Source organism: Gilliamella sp. wkB72, assembly GCF_001693745.1.
GTDB lineage: Bacteria > Pseudomonadota > Gammaproteobacteria > Enterobacterales > Orbaceae > Gilliamella > Gilliamella apicola_E.
In genome coordinates, this window is the sequence record NZ_LZEI01000006.1 from 207,823 (window position 1) to 222,388 (window position 14,566).

At 32.1% G+C, this 14,566-nt stretch carries 12 protein-coding genes; 11 read left to right on the forward strand and 1 reads right to left on the reverse strand.

The window, feature by feature from the left end; translation table 11 throughout:
- Positions 1-5 precede the first annotated feature (5 nt).
- The 4 genes from A9G07_RS02290 (at position 6) to pmrB (ending at position 3,244) form a co-directional block, all read left to right on the forward strand.
- A complete protein-coding gene (locus A9G07_RS02290) occupies positions 6-698 on the forward strand; it encodes an amino acid ABC transporter permease (RefSeq protein WP_065733861.1) in 693 nt (230 codons plus the stop codon).
- A gap of 105 nt (positions 699-803) precedes the next feature.
- Complete coding sequence (locus tag A9G07_RS02295) at positions 804-1,328, forward strand: phosphatase PAP2 family protein (RefSeq protein ID WP_176713944.1); 525 nt, start codon at positions 804-806, stop codon at positions 1,326-1,328.
- Positions 1,329-1,450: 122 nt separating this feature from the next.
- Entirely contained in the window at positions 1,451-2,113 is a 663-nt protein-coding gene (gene pmrA, locus A9G07_RS02300) for a two-component system response regulator PmrA (protein ID WP_065733863.1), read from the forward strand.
- A 33-nt stretch (positions 2,114-2,146) separates the two neighbouring features.
- Complete coding sequence (gene pmrB / locus A9G07_RS02305; protein ID WP_065733864.1) at positions 2,147-3,244, forward strand: two-component system sensor histidine kinase PmrB; 1,098 nt, start codon at positions 2,147-2,149, stop codon at positions 3,242-3,244.
- Here the strand turns inward: pmrB and A9G07_RS02310 are convergent.
- Positions 3,216-3,836 carry a YrbL family protein gene (locus tag A9G07_RS02310; RefSeq protein ID WP_065733865.1) on the reverse strand — a complete coding sequence of 207 codons (621 nt, stop codon included), beginning with the start codon at positions 3,834-3,836 and terminating at the stop codon, positions 3,216-3,218. The genes pmrB and A9G07_RS02310 overlap by 29 nt on opposite strands.
- Before the next feature lie 275 nt (positions 3,837-4,111).
- On the opposite strand from A9G07_RS02310, the gene rplM reads away from it, so the two are divergent.
- The 7 genes from rplM (at position 4,112) to glnE (ending at position 14,531) form a co-directional block, all read left to right on the forward strand.
- Positions 4,112-4,540: a 50S ribosomal protein L13 gene (rplM, locus tag A9G07_RS02315; protein WP_034901369.1), complete on the forward strand. Its 429-nt coding sequence runs from the start codon at positions 4,112-4,114 to the stop codon at positions 4,538-4,540.
- Between the two features lie 11 nt (positions 4,541-4,551).
- On the forward strand, positions 4,552-4,944 hold the full coding sequence (gene rpsI / locus A9G07_RS02320; RefSeq protein ID WP_065561853.1) for a 30S ribosomal protein S9: 393 nt from the start codon (positions 4,552-4,554) through the stop codon (positions 4,942-4,944).
- Between the two features lie 301 nt (positions 4,945-5,245).
- Positions 5,246-5,878, forward strand: a complete 633-nt coding sequence (locus A9G07_RS02325; protein WP_065562614.1) for a glutathione S-transferase N-terminal domain-containing protein — start codon at positions 5,246-5,248, stop codon at positions 5,876-5,878.
- 48 nt (positions 5,879-5,926) lie between these two features.
- The gene (locus A9G07_RS02330) at positions 5,927-6,331 is read left to right on the forward strand and encodes a ClpXP protease specificity-enhancing factor (protein ID WP_081299489.1); all 405 of its coding nucleotides are present in this window, start codon (positions 5,927-5,929) and stop codon (positions 6,329-6,331) included.
- Positions 6,332-6,702: 371 nt separating this feature from the next.
- The gene (locus tag A9G07_RS02335; RefSeq protein ID WP_065733866.1) at positions 6,703-7,620 is read left to right on the forward strand and encodes a CYTH domain-containing protein; all 918 of its coding nucleotides are present in this window, start codon (positions 6,703-6,705) and stop codon (positions 7,618-7,620) included.
- Between the two features lie 1,359 nt (positions 7,621-8,979).
- Positions 8,980-11,436, forward strand: coding sequence for an autotransporter outer membrane beta-barrel domain-containing protein (locus A9G07_RS02345; protein WP_065733868.1), 2,457 nt, complete (start codon positions 8,980-8,982; stop codon positions 11,434-11,436).
- Positions 11,437-11,690: 254 nt separating this feature from the next.
- Complete coding sequence (gene glnE, locus A9G07_RS02350) at positions 11,691-14,531, forward strand: bifunctional [glutamate--ammonia ligase]-adenylyl-L-tyrosine phosphorylase/[glutamate--ammonia-ligase] adenylyltransferase (protein WP_065733869.1); 2,841 nt, start codon at positions 11,691-11,693, stop codon at positions 14,529-14,531.
- Positions 14,532-14,566: the final 35 nt, after the last annotated feature.

The window sequence follows — 14,566 nt, forward strand, 5'->3', positions numbered from 1 at the left end:
TTTTTATGGATTTTAAAGGTTTTGAAGTAATTTGGAATAATTTAGATTACATAATGTGGGGTAATTTCCCAGGCGGTATTGTGTTGACTCTTTTGATGAGCTTAGCTGCTATTATCTTTTCGTCTATTTTAGGTATTTTCGCTGGTATTGGTCTAACTGTTTGCAAAGGATTTTTACGTCAACTTTTAGTTGTAGTATTAGGATTTTTAAGAGCGATTCCCGTTATTATGCTGATATTTTGGACTTATTTTTTGTTGCCAGTGCTATTGAATGTTGATGTGCCAGCTATTACAACAGTTATTTTTGCTTTATCTTTAATTGGTGGCGCATATATTGGTCATTCCGTATATGCGGGAATGGTAGCTATTGCTAAAGAACAGTGGCAAGCGGCTTTTTCGTTAGGTTTAAATAAAAGACAAGTCATCATTTTTGTTATTCTTCCTCAAGCATTAAAAATGATGCTGCCTTCATTTGTTAATCAATGGGTATCATTAATTAAAGATACGTCTTTAGCTTATATAGTGGGTGTTGCAGAATTTACATTCATTGCTACCCAAATTAATAATCGTAGTATGGTTTATCCTACTGAAATATTTTTATTTGTGATTGTTGTTTATTTTATTATTTGTGCTGCACTTGATTTTACCGTCTCTTTATTGCCGAAATACCATTTGATTACTCGAAAAAATAAACAATAAATATCATTTATTAAATGTTCAAAATCCTTTTTAAGGTTCTTTTAAGCTTTATTGATTAAATTACAACTAAATATTGTTTTTATAGGTCGTTGTATGTTGCTTGATATGAACACTCATCTTTTTTTATTAATTAATGCTCAAGAACAAGCCTCCAAATTATTTATTCTTTTTGCCATATTTTGTGCAAATTATTTAATCTTTGTTCCTATAGTCATATTGGGAATATGTTTTTTATTCAAACCTGTTTATAGACAATTAATCATAAAAATTGCTTTAGGTTTGGCTGTAGCCTTGTTTGTAACCTTTGTTATTCGACATCTATTTTATTCTCCACGACCATTTGTTCTTAATATTGGTACGAACTATTTGAATCACGATAAAACGAGTTCTCTTCCTAGTCAGCACGCTGTTTTTATTTGGTCTATTTGCTTCTCACTTTATCTAAATTATAAAAAGCAATTTAAAGCATTAACTTATCTATGTACGATTGTTGCATTACTTGTTTGTTGGAGTCGAATCTACTTAGGTGTTCATTGGCCACTGGATATTCTGGTGGGTATGTTGTTAAGTTTTATCTCTGTTTATTTAGTCAAAAAGATATGGTTTATACGTTCAAAAAGTTTTAAATAATTATTCGCTAAATTATAACTATCAAAATGAACTTAAATTTTTAAAGCATTGGGAAATAAATAGTAAAGCGTATAATAGTTGTAAATGTTACATTTCTTAAATCAAAATTAGGTAACACTATAATGAAAATTCTTATAGTAGAAGATGATAGTTTATTACAAAAAGGTTTATATGACGCGATAACGTCTAATGGCTATGTTTGTGAAGTCGCATCTAATGGCAAGCAAGCTGAGGATCTTATTGAGTTTGCACAGTTTAGTTTAATTATTCTTGATTTAGGTTTACCTGATTGTGATGGCTTAGAGTTACTCACCCGATGGCGCAAAAGAAATATCGATATTCCTGTACTAATTTTAACCGCTCGCGATACTATCGAAGATAGAGTTGAAGGTTTAGATCTTGGTGCAGATGATTATTTAATAAAACCCTTCGCCTTAACCGAATTGCTAGCCAGAATAAGAGCGTTAATTCGTCGAAATCAAGGAACTGCCGATAATATTGTTAACTATGGTCCTATTTCAATAGATATTAAACTTCAAAAAGCTACTTTAAATAATCAAGAAGTGATATTGACGCCAAAAGAATTTATTTTACTATCTAGATTGATGTTGAAAGCCGGTGAAAAAGTGCATCGAAGTTTATTACAAAATGATCTATATGATTGGCAGAGTGATCCAAGTTCAAATGTGCTTGAAGTTTATATTCACGCCTTAAGGAATAAATTAGGAAAAGATTTAATTAAGACTGTGCGTGGGTATGGCTATCAACTCAATATTAATAATTAGTTATTATTTTAAAATTAATTGAATGGCAAATTTATGATTGAACAGTCTTTGAATAATATTCGACATAGTATCCGTTGGAATCTATTTTTTACTTTGGGTGCAATAATGCTAATTTGCCAAATTATTACAGTATTTTGGTTATGGCATGAGAGTAAAGAGCAAATTGATGTTTTAGTTAACTTAACGTTAAGTCAAAATAAAATAGATGAAGTGGTTGAACATGAAGAATTAGAAGCAATTTTTGCATTATTTTGCTCAGCATTTTCCATGATGGTTGTAACTTTATTTTTGGCCTATAAGGCGATTAAATGGATTACTAAACCCCTTGAGATACTTGAAAAAGATTTAAATAAAAGAACTGAAGATAATCTTAAGCCAATAAAACCAATCAGTAATATGCGTGAAATTAAGTCAATTACTACGGTATTAAATAATTTATTTGAAAGGCTTAATAATACATTATCTCAAGAACGTTTATTTACAGCAGATGTAGCTCACGAGATGAGAACACCTTTAGCAGGTATTCGATTACATCTAGAATTATTAGAAAGTAAAGATAAAATAGATTGCCATGAGTTAATTGAACGAATAGATCGTTTAGTAAATACCGTAGAACAACTGTTGATGCTTGCTCGAGCAAGTCAAAAATTTACTCTAGGTCAGTATCAAAAAATTAATTTTCTAGATGATATTCAAATTCCCCTTTTTGATGAATTGACAGAGTTAACAGTACAAAAACAACAAAGTATTGATTGGGAAATTACGGGTAATAATATAATTTTTAATGGTGATGCGACTTTGATTCGTTTACTGATTCGTAATTTGGTTGAAAACAGTTATCGGTATAGTCCAAATGAAAGTAAAATTACTATTAGTTTTTATAAAGATGCTGAAGAAATTGTGATAGCCGTTAAAGATGAAGGGAGCGGTATTGACGAGTCAAAAACAGAAAAGTTAACCCAAGCCTTTTTCAGAATGGATCGTAAACATGATGGAATAGGGCTCGGTTTGAGTATTGTTAATCGTATTACTAAATTACATCATGGCCAATTTACATTAAGAAATCGGCAAGACCAAAAGGGTACGATTGCCGAAGTCAGACTTAATGATTCACATCATCAATTAACTTAGTGATTAATGAATTATGCTTATTTTCTCGAATTAGTGATGATAAAAATCGTTGCCATGTGCGTTCAATTTTGGCTTTTGCAAAAAAGCCTACATAGTTAGCGATAGGAATAAATGTCGAATTACCAATGTTATCAATAATAATTAAGCGATTTTCCTCTGGTGACAAATGCTGAAATAAAATATTTTTACTCTTGATTGTCATAGTAATGATTCTATCTTTCAGCAAGGCTGTTTTTAATGCTTTGAGTGATACAACTAATGCATCATAATTTTGATTAGTTGCTTGTTCGTCGAACAGATATTTTTCTAATGGAATAGAAATTTTTCCATCATAGTCACGAATAAGTTCAAAAACATGACCTTGACCAAAATTAGTCATTACAGGACCATAATATTTTGCTAGCACATCCCATGAGATATTGCGATTTATAAGGTGCTTATAATAGGCAATTTCACGGTTTGTTTCTTCTTCTGCTCCTTCATTATAATTGACTTTGATACATTTATTAGGATCATCGGGGTGATGATAACATTTGCGGTGTAAACCTTTACTTATATAATCTTTTTCAGCAAGTTGAATTAAGTTTTCCATCAATTTTTATCGTGTTATTTAATATTAGTTAAAAGTGTAGCAGTTACTGTTTTTTCTCGCTACGCTTTTTTTATCATAAATCCTAGCGCTTTTTTAATATTTCTGTATAATATTGCCACCCACGTTACAACAGTGTTTTTCCCAACGCTGTTTTCGGTTGTCAGTATTAGTATAACGACTCGAAGGGGTTAGTTAGTTAATAGTTGCAATCAAAAAGTGTAAATAAATCAAATGATTTATTAACGTGAGATTAATTAAAATTTGGATAAATACAAATGAGTACTTTTTCAGCTAAACCAGAAACAGTTAAACGCGACTGGTATGTTGTAGATGCAGCAGGTAAAACGTTAGGTCGTTTAGCTACTGAAATCGCAAGCCGTTTGCGTGGTAAACACAAAGCAGAATATACACCACATGTTGATACAGGTGACTATATTATCGTTATCAATGCAGAAAAAGTTGCTGTAACAGGCAAAAAACGCACTGATAAAATCTATTATCGTCATACTGGTTACATCGGTGGACTTAAAGAAGCGACTTTTAAAGAAATGATTGAACGTCATCCTGAACAAGTCATCGAAATTGCTGTAAAAGGCATGTTACCGAAAGGTCCTCTTGGTCGTGCAATGTACCGTAAACTAAAAGTTTATGCTGGTAGTGAGCACAATCATGCGGCACAACAACCGCAAGTATTAGATATTTAAGGGGATAGAAGATGGCTGATAATCAATATTACGGTACAGGTCGCCGCAAAAGTTCTGCTGCTCGCGTGTTTATTAAACCAGGTAGTGGAAATATCATTATTAACAAACGTTCATTAGAGCAATACTTTGGTCGTGATACTGCTCGTATGGTTGTTATGCAACCTTTAGAGTTAGTTGAAATGACTGACAAACTTGATCTTTACATCACAGTTAAAGGTGGTGGTATTTCAGGTCAAGCGGGTGCGATTCGTCACGGTATTACTCGTGCATTAATGGAATATGATGAAACTTTACGCTCTTCATTACGTCAAGCGGGCTTTGTTACTCGTGATGCACGTCAAGTTGAACGTAAAAAAGTGGGTCTACGCAAAGCTCGTCGTCGTCCACAATTCAGCAAACGTTAATTGCAACGTTACAAATTTGTTTCGAAACCCAGCCTATGCTGGGTTTTTTTATCGCTATATAATTTTAAACAAGCTTTAATAATATTTATTCTATTTTTATTAAATTATAATTAATTCAAATGGATAATAATAATCTTTGTTATCTTGCTCTTACTTTACTGAAATTAATAAACATTCAAAAATGACAATTTGTCGAAAAAACAAAAAGAAAATATATTTTTTTTAACAAATTTGTTATCCAATTTGCTAGAATAGTAACCATATTAAAACTTAATTAAAATTTCGCATATTTGGAGTGAACATGGTTGTTGCTGTTAATAAACGTTCTGTGATGACATTATTTTGTGATACAACTGACATTTACGGCCATCAGATTCGTTTTGTGCTGGCAGAAAAAGGGGTAACAGCTGAGATCGAGTTTGTTACATCAAATACTTTACCTCAAGAATTATTGGATCTTAATCCGTATGGTTCAATCCCTACCTTAATCGATCGTGATCTAACTCTTTATGAAACACATATTGCATTAGAGTATTTAGATGAACGTTTTCCTCACCCGCCATTAATGCCGGTATACCCAATTGTTAGAGCTAATTCCCGCTTAACAATGTATCGCATTAAAAAAGAATGGTATAGCGCCTACGAAACGATCTTAAAAGATCCTGATAGTAGTAAAGCTAAAGAGGCTCGTAAAAACTTACTTGATGACTTAGTTTCTATTTCTGTCATGTTCAAAGAAAAAGATTACTTTATGAGTGATGATTTTACTTTGTGTGATTGCTATTTTGCTCCTTTACTATGGCGTTTACCATTGATTGGTATTGAATTGCCAAAAGTTGCAGAGAAAAACTATCTTTCTTATATGGCACGCGTATTTGAACGACCTGCTTTTATAAATTCTTTAACTGAAGATGAAAGAAAGATTAGAGCTTAAAATTTATTTTATCTAATGACAGATTAGCAATTAAACAAGGTAGCCGTTATGGAACTTGATGACATGACTCCTCGACGCCCTTATATATTTAGGGCATTTTATGACTGGATTTTAGATAATGATTTAACTCCTTATGTTGTGGTGAATACGTCTATTGATGGTGTATTAGTTCCACAAGAGTTTGTGAAGGATAATCAGATAGTACTCAATATTGCACCCCAATCAGTAGGACAGTATTTGGCCAATAATGATCAAATTGAATTTAATGCTAGATTTTCTGGTGTTCCTCAACATATTGTTGTGCCAATGGCTGCTATTGAAGCTATTTATGCTCGTGAAAACGGAGTAGGGATGGGGTTTGAAGATGAACCACACTACAAAGCCTTAAGACAAAGTGCAACTAAGCAATCCGAAAATGTTAAACCTGCAAATCCTTTTAGGGTTGTTAAATAGCTATCCTTGATTATTTTTTTATTATCCTATTTAAAATTTAACTAATAAATAGGATACTTTCCTACCTATTGGAATACCCATGCTAAAACTAGCTAACCTAAATCACACAATTTAAACAAGATTGTTATCTTGTGATGTTTAAAATTAAGAATAAGTTTTATAAAAAAGTGTTTAGTTAATTAATTTATATAATTCCACTTTTCTACTGCTTTTTCTATACACTTTTACCTATAAAGTATTAATTATTTTATCTTGTTTATTTATCATCCTGAATGCCGCTATAGCTTTAATCATATTATAGTTGATGATAGCCTATATTTGTTAGCCTAATCGGTATATCATATGGCAAAATAAATAATGAAAACAGACAAATGAGTAACGAAATTGAATTAAAGTTTCAAATCAATCAAAGTGATATAGAACACTTACAAAGTTATTTAAATCAATGGGTTTATTGTGATGAAGTAGAATTTTCATCACAAAAAAATTTAACCAATCAACTAAAATTAACTAATACTTATTATGATACCGAAGATCATTTATTGAGACAAAATGGTTGTGGTTTGCGTATTCGAAGTACTGAAGATGGCCAAAATAAGTGTTATGAAATTACCGTCAAATCAAAGGGTAATTCTGTGAGTGGCTTACACGAACGAATTGAAATTAATCGGCCTTTACCTAATGACAAATTAGATTTAAGTGTGCTGCCCAAAGAGGCATTACCTGATGGTTTAATCCAGTTAAATCCACTTTTTACGACTAATTTTAAACGTCAAACTTGGTTGATATCATTTGCCAATAGTGAAATAGAAGTTGCTTTAGATATAGGCAGCATTACCTCAAACGGACAATCTAAACCAATACAAGAAGTTGAGCTCGAGATAAAACAGGGTAATAAACAAGATTTGATCAACTTTGCGATTGAATTAAGTCGCTTTAGCTTACATCTGTTTTCTCAGAGTAAGGCTTCGCGAGGATATCGCTTATTTCTCAATGTACCTCTTACTCCTAGCGTTTATTCTCCACAAATAGAGCAGGATTTGCCAAGCCTATTAAACTTTTGGCAACAAAATGAAGAATATGCTTTAGAAAATAACGATTTAACTTATTATAAACAGCTAATTATTCAAATAAATGAAATATTAATAAATAAGAATTTTGAAATTGAGCCAGAATTTCAGCAGTGGCAAATGGCAATGCAGCGTATTAACTCGATTAAAAATTTTGCTTATAGCGAGGTAAACACTAAATTCAAACTTAGGCTAATTTCAGAAATAAATAAAATATAGGTATAAAAATGAAATTGGAAAGGACTTTTTTTAAATTACCACTATTATTAGTTTTATTTTATTGGTTATTTAATATTTTATATATTGTTGTCTATTTTACTGGATTTGATGATTATTTTTTACTGTCAAATATGACAAGTAATCAACTTATTAAAAATTTAACTAAGCAAGTATTAATCAACTTCTATTACCAAATACCAAGCTCAATTGTTGTATTTGTATTTTCCATAGTATTATTTTATAAATATTCAATTAATCAGGTCAATTCGAGAAATATTACTAATACGTTACTTGTTGCTATATTAATTACATCAATGGATATTGCAGGGCGATGGTTTCTTTACAACAGTATTAATTCATGGGTTGAATCTAAAATTAATTACCTTTTCATGGATAGTTATTTTTCTCTACATAATGAGCTTATTAATTTTATTAAGATAATAACTATTTATATTTTTGTAACACTATGGACTTATTTTAGTATTAGATTGTTGAATAGATATTTTATTCATGACAATCACGAATTAACTCAATCAGAGAGTCAGCGGTTACATCTTGGAGTATTCATTTCGCTTTATAATTGTTATTTTAACAGCCTGTTTTTTCCCATTATTTTGTTTGATGGTGTACATTTCAGTTTCACAGGTATTATTATTAATATAGTTGGATTAGCTATATTTTTATTAATTACTAATTTGATCGGCTATTTTTTGTTAAGAAAATGTTTTACAGGTGTAACAGAAGTTTTAAACACAAAAAAGCTTATATTTAGTACGATAAGTATATTCATCTTCAACTGCATATTGGTAACAATAATTATTATGGTATCAGTTTCTCTTCATGAATATTTAGAAATATATTATAGATTATCCAATAATTTTTCATTGTGTTATACATGGACCATTATAGGAATCGTGTTTATTCTAAGCTCTATAATGGTTAGAATTATGACCAAACTGCTATTTTATTCAGGAAAAAATAGAATCAATATCACACAATAGTACAAGTTGTATATATGTATTGGTAAAGCGATTTATAAATTAGCTTCCAATACATAATCATTTTGAAAACTTATTCAAGATCTATGCCTTTCAAACTCAAATCAAAAAATCCTCATTTCAAAGTAAAAAAACTAACACTTTATCGAAATTTATATTCGACAATTTTTATTGTCAGACAATAAAAGAACATTTAGTTAAATCATTAAATAACCGATATAGACATTAACTATTTTTTTTGATACTTTGTCATTTTAGGTGAATTTTATAAATAATAACAATAAGTTAACTTTTGTTAGATTTGTTAAGATTTAAGTTAACCAATGTAATGATTGGTAAATGCCAAATAAATGGAGTTTATGTGTTCAAAAGTAATTTAAATAAAATTGATCTCTTGATCAAATTAACACTGGGTACTTGTCTAGTTACACCTCATTTTGCAAGTGCTTTAACTATTATAGATGCTTCTAATATTGGAACTCATACTAATAGTGGTATTGCCGTTTCTTCAACCGATGATATCATTATTCAAAATATAACAGGTGTTGCTGCGCCTCATATCAACATTACTAGCAACCAAGATTACGGTATTAAATCAGGATATAATGGTAAAACTTTAACCATTGATACCGGAACGGATGAATTTGTAATTCAAACTAATGCAACAGGTAATTATAATAAAATAAGTAACATCCATGTTCTTTCAAATGGGAAAGTCAATGCTTTAAGTGACATTCGCCTAAATGTTAAAGATGGTACCGGTATTTATTTTGCTAATAGGGGGAAAGCTGATTTTGATAAAAAGGTAACTATAATAGGGACCGGTACATCAAATGGCAGTTTCATTGGAATTCGAGCTTATAACGGTTCAAATTCATCAAAAACTGAAGGCAACTTCAATGGTGAAGTTAACATACAGTCAGTAGGAAATGGTAGTTATGGTATTTTATCCTTACTGAATAACGCACCAGATTCACTTGGTATAAATCTAAACTTTAACGAAAAAGTAACGATTAATATGAGTGGCAATAATTCGACTGGTGTTGCGTTCCAGGAATATGCTGGTGCTAACCCAAATGCAGACAGTGTTATTAAATTTAATAATGGATTAGATGTAACAACGGCTAATGGAACCGCTGTCTACATGGACCAAAAAGCAGGAAAATTATTCATTAATAGTGGCTCAAATGTTAATAACATTGTTTCAACTAGTTATAACAATTATAACGCAATACAGTCGACTGCTGGTGAAATAGCTGTTAATGGTAAATCGAATATTAAGGGTGATATTTATGCAGCCAGTTCAGGACAGATTAATCTTGATTTAACTGATGGCTCGACATTATTAACTTCAATTGATAATACATCTTCATCTGCGAATAAAGGTACTATCAATGTTAAGATAGATGGTAGTCAAAGCCAATGGAATATGACTAATAGTTCATCTGTTGATTCCCTTACGTTAACTAATTATGCCAAAGTAAGTTTTGGTCATGATTATGCAACATCAAATACGATACTTGATGGTTCAAATAACATGACTTTAACGGCAAATTCATTATCTGGAAATGGGCTATTTGAATTGCGCACTTCCATCGGTAGTGGTTTTGCTAATGATTTACTCAAAATTACTGGCTCTTCACAAGCAACTGGTAATCACAATATCTCAATTAGAGATGACAACAATGGTTCAGCAGCAGTTACTGGTAATGAAAAACTTACTTTAGTTGAAACTGAAGGTGGTGGTGCTAATTTTAATTTGACTTCACCATCAGTTGATATTGGTGCATACCAATTTAATACTCTAACTAAAGTCACTGATGAACGTAATAGTGGTTCAGAAGATTGGGTATTATCAGCTCAAAAGAAAACAGTAAATCCAACTAAGCCTAATTTAACCAATACAGCTCAAAATGCGGCGAATATTCTAAACTCCAGTTACTTGATTAGTTACATTGAAACACAAACTTTAATGCAAAGAATGGGTAAACTTCGTCAAGGCGAAACATCTGATGGTGATGCTTGGGGTCGTATTTATGGTGGTAAATTAAGTTCATTCAACGATAAACGTTTATCGAATTTTGATATGGATTATTATGGCTTACAACTTGGTGTGGATCGAAAAGTTGAAAATACAAATGGTGATATCTATTATGGTATCATGGGTGGTTTAAGCCGAGGAAATATAGATCATCATGTAGGTGATGGAAACACTAAAGGCTACTATGCAGCACTTTACGGCACATACCTAAACCAATCAGGGTTTTATATCGACGGTTTAATTAAATATATGAGAATGTCGAATAAATTTAATACTCGTACCGGTGGGGGTTATTTCGTAAAAGGTGATGGTAATACTAATGGTTTTTCAATAGGGACTGAACTAGGTCAACGATTCTATTTCAATTCATTACCAAATCAAGGTTGGTATTTTGAACCTCAAGCTCAATTAACTTATTCTCATCAAGGAAGTGCAGTCATCAATGCGACCAATGGATTAAGAACTAAATTGGACAGTTATAATTCATTACTTGGTAGAGCAAGTATTGTCCTAGGCAACAGCTTTACCCAAGATGATAATATAGTTGATGTATACCTAAAAACTGGTTATGTGAAAGAGTTTGATGGTGAAACATCTTATGTCTTTAACCATGTTGCAAAAGAAAAATATGATTTCGGTGGCAATTGGTGGGATAACGGTATTGGTGTAGATGTACAGTTTAACAAACAACACCATATCTATACAGATGTTGTTTATTCATTCGGTAATAAATTTGACCAAAAACAAGTTAACTTAGGTTACCGTTATAGTTTCTAATAATTAGAGACTATCTATTAATTTAAAAAATAGACATTAACTTAAAGTGACTACCCTGCGTAGTCACTTTATTCAATAAACAAGTCTCAACTCGTCTTTCAAATCGTTTTCATTAATTATCAGCTAATCTACTATTGAAATGATATCAATATTCTTTTTTACAATTTGTTTAATAAAAAGATATGTGAAGTTAAAAAGTCATTTATAATAGTTGATTAGGTGATTTTATCAACAAGTTTAAGTGAGTGCTTATTATGTCTCAGCCTATATCGCTAGTTTCACCATTAATTGCAGAGCAAAAACAGAAAATTACATCGCAATTATCACAATGTGATTCAATTGCGGTACAAAATAATCTTGATATTTTGGTACAAAGTGATTTTATTGTTGATGCTTTTTATCGGTTTCCAGATTGGTTGACAGACATTATTAACAATCCTCCTCAAGCTGATGAAAGAAGTTACTATCAACAATGGTTAAATGAAAAGTTAGCATCGGTATTTGATGAGTTGGAACTAATGAAAACTTTAAGATTATTCAGACGCTACATTTTAATAAGGCTTGAATGGTCACAATTAACGCTAACAAGTAGCGATGAACAAATTTTATTACAACTTACTGAGCTAGCTGAGGTGATTATTGTCACTGCACGAGATTGGCTATATGAGCTTAGTTGTAAAGAGTGGGGAACCCCTTGTAATTTGCAAGGAGAGGCGCAACCTTTACTTATTCTAGGGATGGGGAAACTCGGTGGAGGAGAACTTAATTTTTCATCTGATATTGACCTTATTTTTACTTATCCTGAACATGGGCAAACACAAGGTGGTCGTCGCGAATTAGATAATGCCGTCTTTTTCACACGTTTAGGACAGCGTTTAATTAAAGCTTTAGATCAAATTACTGAAGATGGTTTTGTCTACCGAGTTGACATGCGTTTACGTCCTCTAGGTGATGGCGGTCCACTTGTTTTAAGTTTTTCAGCGATGGAAGACTACTACCAAGAGCAAGGAAGAGACTGGGAACGTTACGCCATGGTAAAAGCGAAAATACTCGGTGATCAACAAGATTCTTACACTAAAGAGCTTTACCAAATGTTAAAACCATTTGTATACCGCCGTTATATTGATTTTAGTGTCTTACAATCATTGCGAAACATGAAAGGCATGATTGAACGTGAAGTTCGTCGTCGAGGTCTAACCAACAATATTAAACTTGGTGCAGGTGGTATTCGAGAAATAGAATTCATCGTACAAGTATTTCAACTTATACGTGGTGGACGTGTGATTGGCCTACAAACACGTTCCTTGTTGACTGCTTTACAAGTGATAGAACAAGAATCCCTACTTAATGCTAATGAAGTAGATGCTCTACGTGAAAATTACTTCTTCCTACGTCGTTGTGAAAACCTATTACAGGCTATACATGATGAACAAACACAAACACTACCAGAAGATGAATTAGACCAAATACGTATAGCAATAGGCATGAATTTTAGAAGCTGGAATGAATTTGTATCTGAACTTACTAAAAGAATGCAATTTACTCGGCAAATATTTAATCAACTTATTGGTGATGAATCAACTGAATCAACACAAAATACGAACAACGATCACTATAATGACCTTTGGGTGCCTGATTTACAATTAAGTGATGTTACTTCAGTACTATTGAACTATTCACCTGATGATGCCAAACAGCTTTATCAAATGCTTTGTCAATTTCGTGATGATATCAGTAAACGGACCATTGGTGTTAGAGGGCGTGAAATCCTCGATCAGCTAATGCCAAAATTATTAGAATTAATTTGTAATGATAAGCATGCATTAATAATACTATCACGAATTTTACCGTTACTAGTCAATATTGTTAGCCGAACAACTTATTTAGAGTTACTGCTTGAATACCCAACGGCATTAAAACAACTAATTCGATTATGTAGTGCCTCACCAATGATTAGTGAGCAACTTGCACATTATCCAATCTTATTAGATGAGCTTATTGATATTCACTCACTTTATCAAACTGTTGCCCCTAATGAATATAAAAGTGAACTTTATCAATACTTACTTCGAATTCAGGTTGATGATGAAGAACAACAACTTGAGGCATTAAGACAATTCAAACAAATGCAACTCCTACATATAGCCGCTGCTGATGTTGAACATGTATTAAATACCATGAAAGTAAGTGATCATTTAACATATGTTGCAGAATCGCTTCTCGATTTTGTTGTTCAAATGGCGTGGAATCAGATGATTGCTCGTTATGGAAAGCCGGCACATTTAACCGATAATCAAAAAGGGTTAGTTATTATTGCTTATGGTAAATTAGGTGGTTGGGAATTAGGATATGGATCAGATTTAGATCTCGTATTTCTTCATGACTGCCCTGTTGATAGTATAACCGATGGTGATAAACAAATTGATAGCCGCCAGTTTTATTTACGACTGGTACAACGAATAATTCATTTATTCAATGTACGTACTAGCTTTGGTATTCTTTATGAAGTTGATGTTCGCTTACGTCCACAAGGGGATGCAGGACTATTAGCTTGTAGTTTGAGTGCATTTTATGACTACCAAATGAATGAGGCATGGACTTGGGAACATCAAGCATTAGTTAGAGCAAGAGCCGTTTATGGTGAGATTGAACTTATTAAACGCTTTAACGAAATTAGGCATACTGTTTTATGTAAAAACCGTGAAGAAAGAGTATTAAAAACTGAAGTTCGAGAGATGCGTGAAAAGATGCGGGCACATTTAGGCACAACAGCGCCACATCAATTTAATTTAAAAATAGATGCAGGTGGTATTGGTGATATTGAATTCTTATCACAATATCTAGTACTAAACTATGCACATCAATATCCTAAAATGACCACATGGAGTGACAACGTACGGATCTTGGAGCTTGCAGCTAACTATCAAATTATGGATAACCTAGAAGCCCAGCAACTCACTAAAGCTTATATTGATATGCGAAATGAAATCCATCAATTATCGTTGCAACTCTTACCGAGCATTGTTGATGACTCATGTTTCAAATTAGAAAAAGAGATCGTGAATCAAAGCTGGCTAAAATGGCTTAAAGACTAATTAGTTCTAATATACTTATAATTGTTTAATAAAGT

What these genes read in the sequence shown, in the direction of transcription:
- rplM (WP_034901369.1), top strand. Translation starts at nt 4,112, where the DNA reads ATGAGTACTTTTTCAGCTAAACCAGAAACAGTTAAACGCGACTGGTAT.
- pmrA (WP_065733863.1), top strand. Translation starts at nt 1,451, where the DNA reads ATGAAAATTCTTATAGTAGAAGATGATAGTTTATTACAAAAAGGTTTA.
- A9G07_RS02330 (WP_081299489.1), top strand. Translation starts at nt 5,927, where the DNA reads ATGGAACTTGATGACATGACTCCTCGACGCCCTTATATATTTAGGGCA.
- A9G07_RS02325 (WP_065562614.1), top strand. Translation starts at nt 5,246, where the DNA reads ATGGTTGTTGCTGTTAATAAACGTTCTGTGATGACATTATTTTGTGAT.
- pmrB (WP_065733864.1), top strand. Translation starts at nt 2,147, where the DNA reads ATGATTGAACAGTCTTTGAATAATATTCGACATAGTATCCGTTGGAAT.
- A9G07_RS02310 (WP_065733865.1), bottom strand. Translation starts at nt 3,836, where the DNA reads ATGGAAAACTTAATTCAACTTGCTGAAAAAGATTATATAAGTAAAGGT.
- A9G07_RS02290 (WP_065733861.1), top strand. Translation starts at nt 6, where the DNA reads ATGGATTTTAAAGGTTTTGAAGTAATTTGGAATAATTTAGATTACATA.
- glnE (WP_065733869.1), top strand. Translation starts at nt 11,691, where the DNA reads ATGTCTCAGCCTATATCGCTAGTTTCACCATTAATTGCAGAGCAAAAA.
- A9G07_RS02335 (WP_065733866.1), top strand. Translation starts at nt 6,703, where the DNA reads ATGAGTAACGAAATTGAATTAAAGTTTCAAATCAATCAAAGTGATATA.
- A9G07_RS02295 (WP_176713944.1), top strand. Translation starts at nt 804, where the DNA reads ATGAACACTCATCTTTTTTTATTAATTAATGCTCAAGAACAAGCCTCC.
- rpsI (WP_065561853.1), top strand. Translation starts at nt 4,552, where the DNA reads ATGGCTGATAATCAATATTACGGTACAGGTCGCCGCAAAAGTTCTGCT.